The sequence below is a fragment of the Paenibacillus sp. TSM33 genome, from assembly GCF_056099025.1.
The window spans coordinates 187445-200432 of the sequence record NZ_JBLZXB010000018.1; the positions used below are offsets into that span (position 1 = coordinate 187445).

Sequence of the window (12988 nt, forward strand, 5' to 3'; positions counted from 1 at the left end):
TCACCCGGACCGTTGTTTGGAATGCTGTCTGGCCTTGAGTGCGACTCGCTTCTGCTTGTGCGCTTTGGATCGCCGTGACAGGAGTTTGAATTTCTGCTTGAGTTTCTGTCTGGACTTGGATCTTCGATATAATGGGGACCCGTGAATTTTCTTGAGACGGCTTCTGCCAGCGCTTCTCTTGTACCTGCGATTCCGCAGTCTGGTATGCTTACGGCCCTTTGGCCATCTTGCCCGAATACTACGCTTGCGGCGAGGCAACTCAGATGTTGCCTCAGGCAAAGGAGGAGCTGGTTGTGGCAAGCCCTGAATAGCTGCATATTCGATTGGCGGCAGCCCCAGCACCGGCAGTTGATTAACCACCGATTCGGGAAATTCTCGAACGGTGTTGATATAAGCCTCAGGTATAGCAATGACCTGACGCAGCCCTTCGCTTTCCCTCGTCCATACCGGTCCACCCGGCTGCTGAATCAATGGGAACCAATGCGGATGATGACATACCCATTGACTGACCATGACGTGCAAACTGCTTCGGTAGGAATCGGGTCCGTACACACGCGTAGCCGCACTGTTGTTACGTACACCAATTCGTTCCACTTCCTCGGGATGATCGAGCAGGTAGCCTACTTTTTGCGCCAATATGTCGCTGTTTCCCGGCTCTACCAAAAAATCTGTATTTCCGGTCGACTCCATCAATTCCACAAGTCCGCCCTGCGCAAAGGCTATCACGGGCTTGCCGTACACCAGACCCTCCAGGGCCGTCATACCAAAGCCTTCCTCCACCATGCTAGGGATTACAACAATATCCATTGCGCTATAGGCTGTTGAGACGGACTCCTCGAATGAACTGAACTGGAAGCGGCGGCTATAACGGGACTGGCGAATCAAAGAGACACATTTTACGTAATACTCGGAGTCCACTGAGCTGCCGATGATCCAGAAACGACACTGCGAATTGGTTTCGCACAGCTTTAAAGCCATTTGGACAAAAGGCAACAGCCCTTTGGCTTCGTAAATAAAGGATGAAATATAACCAATGCAGATATGAAAATCCCGCAGTCCCAGCTTTTCACGTTTCCTCTTTCGTTCCAGCACATGCTCTTTGGGAGACGGCATATCCATATCCCGGCATGGAGACAACACTGTATGTTGACGTGTCAGTCCCGCGCCATGCAAAGGACGCATAACTGCTTGCGAAATGCCGATGACCCATTGGCTGTAACGCTCAATAATGGCAACAGAAATTGGCGTATGCGCATTTTGGTTAATAACCTCGGTTATTTTCCAGATCACTGGAATATTAAGCTCATGGGCGGCCATCGCTGGCATGACGTTCACACAGGTATTGACCAGCACCACATCAGGCCGAGCTTGCCCAAGCATCTGGAGCAACGGTGCATACGCCACATGGTTCCGCAAATTCTCCGCATCCTGCGCCAATCCCTCGTACGGGGTATACATGCCGTGCAGCATGAACAGATTCTGAATCTGAACAGTGATCCCACGCTTGCGGGCCATTGAGGTAAGCCGCCCTTCACCAGGCGTTACCAGAATGCAATCGAAATACGTACGAACGTCTAGGCAAAATTGCAGCAGCAGCTTTTCCGCTCCTGTAATACTGCGAACGTTGCTGACATGGCTGAATAGCATCATTTTCGGCTTGATCGGAGTTCACCTCCTTTAAGATAGCAACCATCAGACGTGTGAATGGCCTTATGGGAATATGACCGATAGCAGTTGGTCAATCCGGTGACCATACGTGTGCTCCCGCAGCGTTCGTTCCAGCGCACGCAGAGCAATCTCACGGCGTTCCTTCTCATGCGTCAAATAAAACTCAACCTTCTCCAGCAGTTCCTGCTGAGAACTGTAAGTTTCAATCTCTTCTCCTGGCTTGTAAAAACGAGCCAAATCATCTCTTGTATCCGTCAGTTGCAACGTGCCACTGGCGGAAATCTCAAATGTGCGAGGATTCGGCGAAGCCCCCGGAATTTTCAGTGAGTTGTTGTTCACCGAATCATCCTGATGGGAACGATGAAGATTAATTACGATTTTGCTGCCGTTATACGAATCATTCGTCTCAACCGGAGACATCCAGCGACCCAGCTCAATTTTGTCACCATACGACTGATAATCCGGGAGACGATCCCACCAGATTCCATTGATTTTAATATTACGTGCCATGAGCTGCGGCATAATTGGATTGAAGAAATAGATGCGATTCCAGTAGGCTGAGCCTGGGAATGCAATCTCACGTCTTACTGACGCGGGCGAGCTGAGTGGGAAATAGTGAGTCAAAAATGCCCCGAAGGGCAAATAGTGCACAGACGTGCAACCCAACTGACGATACAGTTCTATACAGTTCATTTCCAAGGTGAACACATAATCATAATTCGTCACAATTTTGGTTGTCGTATCGGTGTAATAGGGATCGTCCGTCAGCCAGATGGCAGTAGGAATGCCCAACTGGCGTACTGCAGCGACCTGTTCTAACGGTAGATCCATTCCATCCAGTGCCAGCATCAGATTCGGACGAAGCTGAGCGGCAATATCTCCTACCGGCTGACGTGGGTCTGTTACGGTAACCTGAGCCGTCATGCTCTGCAACGTGGTAATGACTGCCTCATCCAGCGGAGAATATGGAAGGCCTTTGCCCGAGACGACATACAGTACATGGATCTGTCGAAAAGGGAACGTTGCTTTGGTTCGCGACACAATCGCGTTAGCACGTCCGCGCAGGTATCCCTCGTCGTATCCGTCATGGATTCCCGCAGCTCTCCCCTTTTCCCAGGAGGCCGCCGCCGTCTGGTGAACAGCTGGGTCATACGGTCCTGTCGTAGATATCGTCATCACTTTCACTCCTCACTGTTTATGGTGTTTACTTTAGGCCATCGCCTTGTCCAGCAATTCTTCCATACGATTCGAGTACCTATGATTTTGCATGGTTGTGTGCAGTGCGCGCCAGGCTATGCGTTCGCGTTCCCAGTCATGTTTGAGATAATAGTCCAGCTTCACTTTCAGTTCCTCTGCTCCCGAGAAGGTCTCAATGTCATAGCCTGGTTGGTAATAACGGCTCAGATCCTTCCGCACATCCGTCATTTGAAGCGTCCCGCAAGCAGAAATTTCGTATGTCCGAGGATTGATAGACTCGGCTGACAACTGGTGCGTATTCCGATTATCCAGTCCGGGGTCTGTCGGGCGGTGCATATTGATGACAATTTTGGAGCCGTTATAATATTGAGCGGTCTCTTCCGGCTCCATAAAACCCGGACGGATGAAACGTTCCAGCACATCCCACCGGGTCAGCCGATCCCAGTGCCCACCTACGATCAGCACTCTTTTGTCCGCCAAGAAGGGAGCAAGGTAGTCGAACAGCTTCACACGATTCCAGAAGGCATTTCCAATGAAGCAAATATCATGCTGATGCTCACGCTTTACCCGCCGGGGATAAAAGATACGAGCTGACACAGCGAGCGGCAAATAGTGGACCCTCGTTACTCCCTGATCACGATAAAACGGCAGACAAGAAACTTCATGCGTAAAAACGACATCGTAGGATTGACAGATCAATGCCGTATCCTCCGTAAAGTAGGGATCATCTACAAACCATATGGCCGTCCGAATGCCCAGGGCTCGTATTTGTTGTACCTGCTCCAGATGATCTGCCGGAAAAACATGCAGCCCGTTCATGACCAGTACGAGGTCTGGACGATGAGCCTCAGCGTCAGCCAGCATCGTGGCAGGAGTACCGATGACGCACGAGCTGCATATTTGGCTCAATGCTTCTTGCACACCTGTGTCTATAGCTGCGAAACCTTGCGGAATATACAACACTTTCAACTGGCGAACAGCAGGTTGTATTGCCACGACCTGTGACAGAGCAGCCGTGCAACCGCCCATTCTGCGTCCTTCCCGATAGCCACATCGGTATGCTTCGCGTTCATTTCCGCTTCGTTGATCATTCACATCCTTCACCCTGTCCTGTTGTAGGATAAACTTCTGTCACTCCTAAACTATATGCACAGGGGTCAAACGCATCATGGACGACTGCCACTGCCCGGACAAAATTGGCGTTTGCCCGTCCAACTGCCCAAACGCAAATAACCCCGAAGCTGCTAGGCTTCGGGGGGTTAACCGTAATAGATCATTTTCATAGTTACTGTGCCTTGTAAGCGACCTGGTGGCCATCTTCATAACCTTTGGCAAAGCCTGAATTGAAACCCTCATTGTAAGCTGCATCATATCCTTGCTGGAATGCCTGCGGGTCATGCTCCAGAGCAACAGATCCGGGCTGTGGATTCTCAGCAGAAGGAGCTGCGGCTGGGTTAGCTTGAGGTTTTTTCCGTCGCCGCAGAAGAGAACGTCTTCTACGTACAGAATAAAGCCCCCTTTTACGGCGTCTAAGAGCAAGGAGATGTCTTCTTCTCCGTTTTAATTTGCGAATGCTAGAACGCCGGGCATCTTTACGTCTTTTGCGAGCCTTGTCTCGAGTGATGCGTTCCCACCTTGTACTCATTTTCATTCCTCCTTTGCTTTCTCGTCTGGGTTTCATTTTTTTGAACAGGCACATGAATCCACGGCTTCGTCGGTTTCCCATATACCTGTCTTCTTAAAGGAATACCAGCCAACATTTTCGTGATTTCTCCCTGGTAGTTGCTGAGTATACGGATGGTCTCTTCCAGACGGGGAGCCGACATATCCGCATGGGGCGTCAAGTCCGCAAGACTGGTCAGCATCCGGGCAACGGCGTGCTGGCTGGCAGCAATAGACTCCATCATATCCAGCTTAATCTCACGTTCACGCCTCATGCTCATTAGTTCATATCCCCCGAGCCCATGCCTCCCATCATCCCTTCCATTCCGCCACCCTGCTGCTCATCCTGGTCCAGCAATGCTTTGAGATTGCTGCATAGTCCAGTCTGAAGCCGGGTTAATCCCTCCAACATTTCCACCATCTGCTCGTGAATTTCCAAAGGCCGCCCCAGTTGCTCTTCATCGGTGTCAAATGCGTGAGGCGCCAGATGGTTCAGCGTCCAATTACGCATTTTTTCTGCTTCGACCGCTTTGGCCTCCAGGATCATAGACACATTCCGCTGCATCTTGGAGGCTGCGTCCAACATGTGAATCATTGCTTTTTCCCTACTCATGTGTTCACTCCCTACCCTCGGTTGTTACGCTACTCCTCTTCCGGGTATGCCGTCTCCTTCACGACACGAACCAGCATTTCAGCCATTGCTTCCTGAAGATCGGCAATACCGTTCAAATAGGCAACAATGCTTTTGTTTACTTGTCCCGAGCTATCAATAATGCCCGGAATTCCATCAAAACGCGGCTCCTCATCCGGCAGTTCATGTATGATCTGTGCCATGCGCACGACCACCTGCCGTTCCGCATCCAACAGCCTAGACATCTGCTGCTGCGAGTGCGAAATATGGATCAGCAAATCATCTAACTCGTTATGCATAAGCCCCTCCTTTATGTGCTCCGCCGTGCGGAACGCACGAAATACCTACGGGCTTTCCGCTACTACAGCGTATGCCGCAGCGAGTAGTCGGTTCCGCCTAAATAAGCCTATTCGATCATCACAAATGCCCTCGCAACACTGGTGGAGCAATAATAGGCTGCTTCTCCGTCAATGCCGACAATCCTTCGGGGGACAAAAATTGAATTGGATAGTCCTCAGCCCGCCAGCTCATCACAGCGTAGAGCGTAAGGAACGGTCTTTTCCAGCCGTTGCCGATTTGGTACAGTTGCCCACCTTCAGCATACAGTAACTCGATCCATCGCTTGCGTTGAGCCGGGATATGAAGTGTGGGCAACATGGACATGTTCCCCAGTTCAGGAGCCGCCAGCACAGGCAAGGGTTCCTCAGGCGCCACAGCTACAGGGGGGGCGTCAGCGCCACCGGAGACCGTCGCCTCCGGCTCACCTGCCAAGGGAAGCGCCAACAAATCGAGCTGAGACACTCTAACGCAACGCGCGTATTCACCTCCCCCAGCACTGGCTCCATGCAGCAGCCGCCTACTTCCTGGCTCTATCCGAAATACAGCACCGGACGGTCCCTGAACAAGCGCTCCGACGGGATAAAAGCTTGCTGCTGATAAGTGTGCCTCCTTACTTGATAATCCATAGCCGTCCGGTTCTGCTGTTCCAGGCTCCCGGTCGTGGAACAGCTTATCTGCATCCCCCCACTTTTGGACAAAAAAGGATCGGTTCCGGCTTCTTTCCTCTATTGAACCGATTCTTTCAGTCGTTTGAGGAAAACCATAAACCGTATCCCGATCACTTTCAGCAAAATGGACAAATGCATCTCCGGCAATTGCCATACGTATCCCCAACAAGCGTACACGCAGCAGCCAGTCTGCATGGGCTTCCTCCATACTGTGGCAGCCTTCATCCCAGTAGCCCGTCTTTACCAAAGTTTCTCTACGTAGTAGTAGACAAAATGCGGCCAGGCTTTTAGTCTCTCGCCATGCATCCGGGTTGGGGATATTGTGGGCCATGGCAAATGAACGTACTTCGTTTTCGTTCATATCAGGGACCTCAACCTGCTGTTCTCCGAATGGACCATTCGTTACAGGTCCGACCACTCCCATACGCGAATCGCTGTATAAACAGCCCATCAACTGGTCCAGCCAGCCAGGAGTCACCATCGAGTCTGGGTCCAGTACAACAATAGTTGTACCTTTTGCCATCATCAGTCCCTGATTGAGACTGCCGATCTTCGGAACATCCTTTGTTAACAGCGCATAACGCACAGCGATGCTTTTACGGAGCAAATAGGTAGGTGTTCCGTCCGTCGAGCCGCAGTCCACCACAATAATTTCGTGAGGATGGCTCGTATTCTCCTCAATATGGTGAATGCAAGCACGGAGCCGTTGAAGCTGATTGCAGGACGGAATGATAATACTTACGCCTTCAAAAATCTTGCCGAACGAAGCCTGACCCAACCTCCTGCCTTGCTCCTGGCCCCTGTTATATCCTGACCAATAGCCCTTCTTTCCGAGCCGTTTGCTGTGTTTCCGTTGCGTACTCAGGCGTTTCATGCCGTTCACTCCTCCGGGTGGCATTATGCCTATACTATATGCCTGGCCCGGCTGGATGGTGTTTCATTGAAATCAAGGTAGAAGATCCTTCATTTTCACTCCAGCTTCCTGAAGGGAATCAAAGGTTCCTGCGTCGCTCCAGTAGCGCCGTAAAATATCGTATTCCAGCTTGCCTTCAGCAGCATAACAGTTGTTAACATCGGTGATCTCAAGCTCACCACGTGCCGAAGGCGTTATTTCTCGGATCTTATCGAATACGGCAGTATCGTACATATAGATACCCGTAACGCAATATTTGGACTGAGGATGCTGTGGCTTTTCTTCAATCCGCGTAATGCTCTCCGGGCGCTCGGGATCAAACACGGGTACCCCGTACCGACGGGCATCTGCCACCTTTTTCAGCAAGACTCTGGCACTCCCCGGTGGCTGTTGTTTGAAACGTTCGATGACAGGTCCCAAGTCTTCCTTGAACAAATTATCACCTAATAAAACAGTGAACTTCTCCTCTGACTGCATGTAGCTTCTTGCCAAATCGAGTGCTTCCGCAATGCCACCCGCTTTTTCTTGAATCCGGTATGTCAATTGGACACCATAATTACTGCCGCTGCCTAAAAAATCAGTGTACAGTCCGGCCGATTGTTTACCAATAATAATGAGCATATCGGTAATCCCCGCTTGCCGCAGCCTTTCGATACCATATACGATCATAGGATACTTGCCGACCGGAAGCAGATGCTTGTTGAGTAATGTAGTCAACGGATGAAGGCGCGACCCGGTTCCTCCTGCGAGAATAACCCCTTTCATATCTTCCTTCCTCCTTCGACTTCATGTTCAGCGCATGGGATCGCAGCGTTTCCCGTTTCGATAAACACTCTGGGATCTATGCTCCATTTTTCTATAAATAATCGATAATTCCGCTCGATCAGCTCTTCGAGCCAGGAAGTGTCCGAGCGCGAAAAGCTCGCATTTCCCTGGTGATAGACAAAACAGTCGTTGCACATTAGCAGCTTGTAGCCATGCACACGTGCACGCAGACAATAATCGTCATCCTCATAATGTCCGGGGCTGAAACGTTCATCCAACAATCCGATCCGTTCCATCAGCTCACGACGAAATAACAGGCAAAACCCGACCAACCGCTTAACCTCTTGCCATCTGGAGGGATTACTCGCATTGTTCTGCTCCGCATATCTCAGACAGCTGGCCATATCTCCTTCTATTCCGTGAATCTGCTGAATACCGCTGACGTAATTCGTCACCGGTCCCACCAATCCCACTGTGCTCTCACTGTGCAAAGCAGCCAACATATTTGATAGCCATCCCCGTGTAACCGTCACATCATTGTTTAAAATGACGAATTGGTCACCCGAGGCCAGACGAAGTCCTCTGTTACAAGCTGCCGGAAAGCCCCTGTTTTCAGGAAGACGTATGCTGATTAGACGCTCGGATGCGCAAAAATCATCCGTCCCGTCATTTGAAGCGTTGTCCACAACAATAATTTCATACGGTGCATCTATCGTATGTGTTCGAATCGCCTCGATACACGGCTTTAATAAATGCAGGCCATTATAAGTCGGAATAATGATGCTCGTCAGACTCATCGTGCATTCCTCCCTTTGGCAACGTCTACCCGTGTTGGAACAGGCCCGAACGGAGAATACCCGGCTACCTGAAACACGGCCGTCAGCGCCTCTGCATGATCGCCGATGATTAATTGCTCCATAGCGTTCCCTTTCCCGACATTGAAGGTCCGCTTGCGGTTTGTTTTAATCACATCGACAGCATGTACTGCTGCCACGATCATGCCATGCAGAATCGCTATCGCGTGGGCCTTCGGCGGTACTGCAAGCACGGCTGGACCAAGTTGATCCAGCACACGCCGTGATAATGCATGCGGAACAGCGGTCAATGAGCTTGCTCCAAGATCCGACCTGCGCAGTACGCGATTCAGAAACCCTTTGCACCGTGTTACGCTGTCCTGCTGGGTATAAGGCGGCAAATGTCTGCCCAGATCATTAAGCGCCACATCTGTTCCCTGATCTACCGCTTGAAGAAAAGGCAGCAAATCAGACGCTGGGATCGGCAAATCTCCGTCCACGAACAGCACAATATCAGCCTTCGTCAGACGTGCGCCTACCGCACGGCCAACATCATGCCCCAGGCGATCCGGTACGTTGACGAGAGTCACACTAGGATGACGTTTGGCTACGACGGAGCGCGTACCATCCGTACAACCGTTCAATACGACCACGATATCCGCAAGCGGAAGCTTCTCCAGCTCGCCCAGTACCCGGTCAATCGTATCCTCCTCATTACACACGCTGACCACGGCTGCTGCAGTTCCCTGCAATACAATATCATTCGGGGCTTCGCGTTCCTCAGTCAGATTAACTTCGGGCATTTCTTTCGCCCGAGGTGTGGGTTTTCTCACTCTGCGGCTATGCATCGAAGCCGTCGTGTCTCGTTTTCGCTGTACACGTCTTAGCCCCCAGCCTGGGTCTTCACGCTTTCTTCTGCGATACGCTCTAGTCACGTTTTCACCTCGTCTCTGATCCGTTTGCGCTCCAAATCCGTATATCCCGCACGTGCCCCCAAACGTGATGTAAGCCAGGCAATGGCATCCAGATGATCCTGGACAATTACACCTGCCAGTGGGTCCTTGCCGTTCTGCTTTTTACGTGCTGCATTCATTTTACCGACAGCTATTCCATATACAGTCACTACTCGTAACCCGGAGACGATGGACATCACTTGAAATAGCGGAGGTTTCTCCAAGGACTTTAGACCTATTTCTTTTAAAGCCTTTTGACTTATGGCGTGTGGAATACCAGTCATAGAGGCTCCCCCTAAATCAGCACGATTCGACAATATATTCAATACATGCTTTGCCTCAACTACAGGATGTATGGGCGTGCGATTCACAGGCCCATGGTAATCATTCAGCACCACATCCGCTCCTGCACATACAGCCTGTATAAATGGCCGGAGTCTGACGCAGGGAATGACGATATCACCATCCAGAAAAAGCAGGATCTGTCCGGATGCCGCCTCCGCTCCAATGCGACGGCCAACATCATGTCCGAGCGGTTCCGGGAAGGAAAGCACACGGGCCCCCGCCGCCGCAGCCACCTTCGCCGTTCTATCGCGTGATCCGTTCTCAACGACGATAACCTCTGTATGTGGATGGACATGACGCGCTTCGCGAATTACAGCTCCGATTGTTCTTTGCTCATTCATGGCCGGAATAATGACAGATACGAGAACCTTTCCCACTGATGAGGGTTCAGATGACCGCGCTTCGCCGATCTGTGCCCCTCTCTCCGTTTCGGGCATATCGCTCTTGTCAGGGTCTATCGGCTTCTTCCCCATGTTCGGCATTCGGAATGGCAGCCACATCTTAGAATGATAATAAGCCCTTGAATGCCGCCTCCGATTGATCTTGAATCCAGCTCTTCCACGCTTTTTCATGCTCCCGTCTCACCTCCCTTGCTGCTGTATAGATGAACAGCATGATTAGGACAGTTCAACATAACCTATGCGGTCCAAAAGCCGTGTGTAACGGCGAGCGTGGAGTCTTTTCGACACAGCAATTTTCGACTTTATTTTACAAAACATATTATTCATATTAAATAAATTGGTTTTTAGGGTCTAAAGAATCATTTTGGATAAATTTGTTACATAGATCTTCTCGTCCGTCATTCTCTGTGCTAATATCAGAGCCAGATGATGGGAGTTCGAAAAATCAACTTTTGTTTTTTTTGCATAAGGCAACTTTTTTCCATTATCCGCTATTATTCCACTATCTTTTTATACGACAGGAAGGGAGGAGTTTGTTACCTTTTTAGGCTATTTGCTTCAAATGCAGTACCCTCTTTTCACGTACGCTTCATGAAAAACACTTCGGTATTTCTCTTCATGTTCCATTCTTCTATTCCAGACGACAACACGACCTACATAAATGGCGTAATGCCTTATTCAAAGCAGGATGATTTATCCTGACATTAATCGAGGAGAGTGAATTTTTATGAAAAAAGTATGGTTTTCGCTTCTTGGAGGAGCTATGTTATTAGGGTCTGTGGCGTCTGGTGCATCTGCGGAGAGTTCCGTTTCGGGACCAGCACAGCTTACACCGACCTTCCACGCCGAGCAATGGAAAGCCCCTTCCTCGGTATCAGGGGACGACATTGTATGGAGCTATTTGAATCGACAAAAGAAATCGTTGCTGGGTGTGGACAGCTCCAGTGTACGTGAACAATTCCGAATCGTTGATCGCACAAGCGACAAGTCGGGTGTAAGCCATTATCGACTGAAGCAGTATGTAAACGGGATTCCCGTATATGGAGCTGAGCAAACTATTCATGTGGGCAAATCTGGTGAAGTCACCTCTTACTTAGGAGCAGTGATTAATGAGGATCAGCAGGCAGAAGCTACGCAAGGTACAACTCCAAAAATCAGCGCTTCTGAAGCGGTCTACACCGCATATAAAGAAGCAGCTGCACGGATTGAAGCCCTCCCTACCTCCGACGATACTATTTCTAAAGACGCTGAGGAGCCAAGCAGTGTAAGTAAAGATACTTACGCCGAAGCAGCTAACAACGGAAAAACGCTTTCTGTTGATAAGGACGAGCTGAGTCTCGATAAGGCATCTGTCCTGAAAGATAGCAAAATTGAAGCAGTGGAGGCAGAAAAAAGTTCCATTGCCAAAATCGCTAATCTGCAGCCTGAAGTAGATCCTAAAGCAGAGCTCTACTACTACCCTAAGGGGGATGACCTGCTGCTGGTTTATGTGACAGAAGTTAATGTTTTAGAACCTGCCCCACTGCGTACCCGCTACATTATTGATGCCAATGATGGCAGCATCGTATTCCAGTATGACATCATTAATGAAGCGACAGGCACAGGTAAAGGTGTGCTTGGTGATTCCAAATCGTTCACCACTACCGCTTCCGGTAGTAGCTACCAGTTAAAGGATACAACACGCGGTAACGGTATCGTGACTTACACGGCCTCCAACCGTCAAAGCATCCCAGGTACCCTGTTGACAGATGCTGATAATGTATGGAATGATCCAGCTGGTGTGGATGCCCATGCGTATGCTGCCAAAACCTATGATTACTATAAATCTAAATTCGGACGCAACAGTATTGACGGACGTGGTCTGCAACTTCGTTCGACGGTCCATTACGGCAGCCGCTACAACAACGCCTTCTGGAACGGCTCTCAAATGACGTATGGAGATGGAGACGGTAGCACATTTATCGCCTTCAGCGGGGACCCCGATGTAGTAGGGCATGAACTTACGCACGGTGTCACAGAGTATACTTCGAATTTGGAATATTACGGAGAGTCCGGCGCATTGAATGAGGCTTTCTCGGACGTTATCGGTAATGACATTCAGCGCAAAAACTGGCTTGTAGGCGACGATATTTATACGCCAAACATTGCAGGCGATGCTCTTCGCTCAATGTCCAATCCTACCCTGTACGATCAACCAGATCACTATTCCAACCTGTACAGAGGCAGCTCCGATAACGGCGGCGTTCATACAAACAGCGGTATTATCAATAAAGCCTACTACTTGTTGGCACAAGGTGGTACTTTCCATGGCGTCACTGTAAATGGAATTGGCCGCGATGCTGCAGTACAAATTTATTACAGCGCCTTTACGAACTACCTGACTTCTTCTTCCGACTTCTCCAACGCACGTGCTGCTGTGATCCAAGCCGCAAATGATCTGTACGGGGCGAACTCAGCAGAAGCAACTGCAGCTGCCAAGTCTTTTGACGCTGTAGGTGTAAACTAAACCATATACATTATCCTCCTCATATTCTCGTCCGTAGACCTTTGCCGTTAGGCACTGTCATTTGGCTCTGCCCTACCATGGACGAAAAATAGGGGTGCAGTGTACAAGTCTGCACCCCTTCCCCCCTTATTTATGGCGCCCCTTTG

The 12988-nt window shown here is 50.1% G+C and carries 13 protein-coding genes; 1 reads left to right on the top strand and 12 read right to left on the bottom strand.

Going from position 1 to position 12988, the window contains the following annotated elements; translation table 11 throughout:
- The 12 genes from ACN6NF_RS19895 to ACN6NF_RS19950 form a co-directional block, all read right to left on the bottom strand.
- The gene (locus tag ACN6NF_RS19895; RefSeq protein ID WP_474319242.1) at positions 1 to 1650 is read right to left on the bottom strand and encodes a glycosyltransferase; all 1650 of its coding nucleotides are present in this window, start codon (positions 1648 to 1650) and stop codon (positions 1 to 3) included.
- 60 nt (positions 1651 to 1710) lie between these two features.
- Positions 1711 to 2844, bottom strand: coding sequence for a CgeB family protein (locus ACN6NF_RS19900; protein WP_474319243.1), 1134 nt, complete (start codon positions 2842 to 2844; stop codon positions 1711 to 1713).
- A gap of 33 nt (positions 2845 to 2877) precedes the next feature.
- A complete protein-coding gene (locus tag ACN6NF_RS19905; RefSeq protein ID WP_474319244.1) occupies positions 2878 to 3969 on the bottom strand; it encodes a CgeB family protein in 1092 nt (363 codons plus the stop codon).
- A 181-nt stretch (positions 3970 to 4150) separates the two neighbouring features.
- Positions 4151 to 4510: a hypothetical protein gene (locus ACN6NF_RS19910; protein ID WP_474319245.1), complete on the bottom strand. Its 360-nt coding sequence runs from the start codon at positions 4508 to 4510 to the stop codon at positions 4151 to 4153.
- Positions 4458 to 4808: a hypothetical protein gene (locus tag ACN6NF_RS19915; protein ID WP_474319246.1), complete on the bottom strand. Its 351-nt coding sequence runs from the start codon at positions 4806 to 4808 to the stop codon at positions 4458 to 4460. The genes ACN6NF_RS19910 and ACN6NF_RS19915 overlap by 53 nt, the downstream gene beginning before the upstream one ends.
- A complete protein-coding gene (locus ACN6NF_RS19920; RefSeq protein WP_013372833.1) occupies positions 4808 to 5140 on the bottom strand; it encodes an alpha-helical endospore appendage domain-containing protein in 333 nt (110 codons plus the stop codon). Before ACN6NF_RS19920 ends, ACN6NF_RS19915 begins: the two co-directional genes overlap by 1 nt.
- Before the next feature lie 29 nt (positions 5141 to 5169).
- Positions 5170 to 5457, bottom strand: a complete 288-nt coding sequence (locus ACN6NF_RS19925; RefSeq protein WP_013372834.1) for a hypothetical protein — start codon at positions 5455 to 5457, stop codon at positions 5170 to 5172.
- A 118-nt stretch (positions 5458 to 5575) separates the two neighbouring features.
- The gene (locus ACN6NF_RS19930; protein ID WP_474319248.1) at positions 5576 to 7039 is read right to left on the bottom strand and encodes a glycosyltransferase family 2 protein; all 1464 of its coding nucleotides are present in this window, start codon (positions 7037 to 7039) and stop codon (positions 5576 to 5578) included.
- A gap of 72 nt (positions 7040 to 7111) precedes the next feature.
- Positions 7112 to 7843 carry a sugar phosphate nucleotidyltransferase gene (locus ACN6NF_RS19935; RefSeq protein ID WP_474319249.1) on the bottom strand — a complete coding sequence of 244 codons (732 nt, stop codon included), beginning with the start codon at positions 7841 to 7843 and terminating at the stop codon, positions 7112 to 7114.
- Complete coding sequence (locus ACN6NF_RS19940; protein WP_474319250.1) at positions 7840 to 8640, bottom strand: glycosyltransferase family 2 protein; 801 nt, start codon at positions 8638 to 8640, stop codon at positions 7840 to 7842. Before ACN6NF_RS19940 ends, ACN6NF_RS19935 begins: the two co-directional genes overlap by 4 nt.
- Positions 8637 to 9572 carry a glycosyltransferase family 2 protein gene (locus tag ACN6NF_RS19945; RefSeq protein WP_474319251.1) on the bottom strand — a complete coding sequence of 312 codons (936 nt, stop codon included), beginning with the start codon at positions 9570 to 9572 and terminating at the stop codon, positions 8637 to 8639. The genes ACN6NF_RS19940 and ACN6NF_RS19945 overlap by 4 nt, the downstream gene beginning before the upstream one ends.
- Complete coding sequence (locus ACN6NF_RS19950; protein ID WP_474319252.1) at positions 9569 to 10507, bottom strand: glycosyltransferase family 2 protein; 939 nt, start codon at positions 10505 to 10507, stop codon at positions 9569 to 9571. Before ACN6NF_RS19950 ends, ACN6NF_RS19945 begins: the two co-directional genes overlap by 4 nt.
- A 556-nt stretch (positions 10508 to 11063) precedes the next feature.
- Between ACN6NF_RS19950 and ACN6NF_RS19955 the strand changes: the two genes are divergently transcribed.
- Entirely contained in the window at positions 11064 to 12842 is a 1779-nt protein-coding gene (locus ACN6NF_RS19955) for a M4 family metallopeptidase (protein WP_474319253.1), read from the top strand.
- Positions 12843 to 12988: the final 146 nt, after the last annotated feature.

Bases quoted from the DNA above. Each gene is read 5' to 3' on its own strand.
- ACN6NF_RS19895 (WP_474319242.1), bottom strand. From the start codon at position 1,650: ATGATGCTATTCAGCCATGTCAGCAACGTTCGCAGTATTACAGGAGCG.
- ACN6NF_RS19900 (WP_474319243.1), bottom strand. From the start codon at position 2,844: ATGACGATATCTACGACAGGACCGTATGACCCAGCTGTTCACCAGACG.
- ACN6NF_RS19910 (WP_474319245.1), bottom strand. From the start codon at position 4,510: ATGAGTACAAGGTGGGAACGCATCACTCGAGACAAGGCTCGCAAAAGA.
- ACN6NF_RS19915 (WP_474319246.1), bottom strand. From the start codon at position 4,808: ATGAGCATGAGGCGTGAACGTGAGATTAAGCTGGATATGATGGAGTCT.
- ACN6NF_RS19920 (WP_013372833.1), bottom strand. From the start codon at position 5,140: ATGAGTAGGGAAAAAGCAATGATTCACATGTTGGACGCAGCCTCCAAG.
- ACN6NF_RS19925 (WP_013372834.1), bottom strand. From the start codon at position 5,457: ATGCATAACGAGTTAGATGATTTGCTGATCCATATTTCGCACTCGCAG.
- ACN6NF_RS19930 (WP_474319248.1), bottom strand. From the start codon at position 7,039: ATGAAACGCCTGAGTACGCAACGGAAACACAGCAAACGGCTCGGAAAG.
- ACN6NF_RS19935 (WP_474319249.1), bottom strand. From the start codon at position 7,843: ATGAAAGGGGTTATTCTCGCAGGAGGAACCGGGTCGCGCCTTCATCCG.
- ACN6NF_RS19940 (WP_474319250.1), bottom strand. From the start codon at position 8,640: ATGAGTCTGACGAGCATCATTATTCCGACTTATAATGGCCTGCATTTA.
- ACN6NF_RS19950 (WP_474319252.1), bottom strand. From the start codon at position 10,507: ATGAAAAAGCGTGGAAGAGCTGGATTCAAGATCAATCGGAGGCGGCAT.
- ACN6NF_RS19955 (WP_474319253.1), top strand. From the start codon at position 11,064: ATGAAAAAAGTATGGTTTTCGCTTCTTGGAGGAGCTATGTTATTAGGG.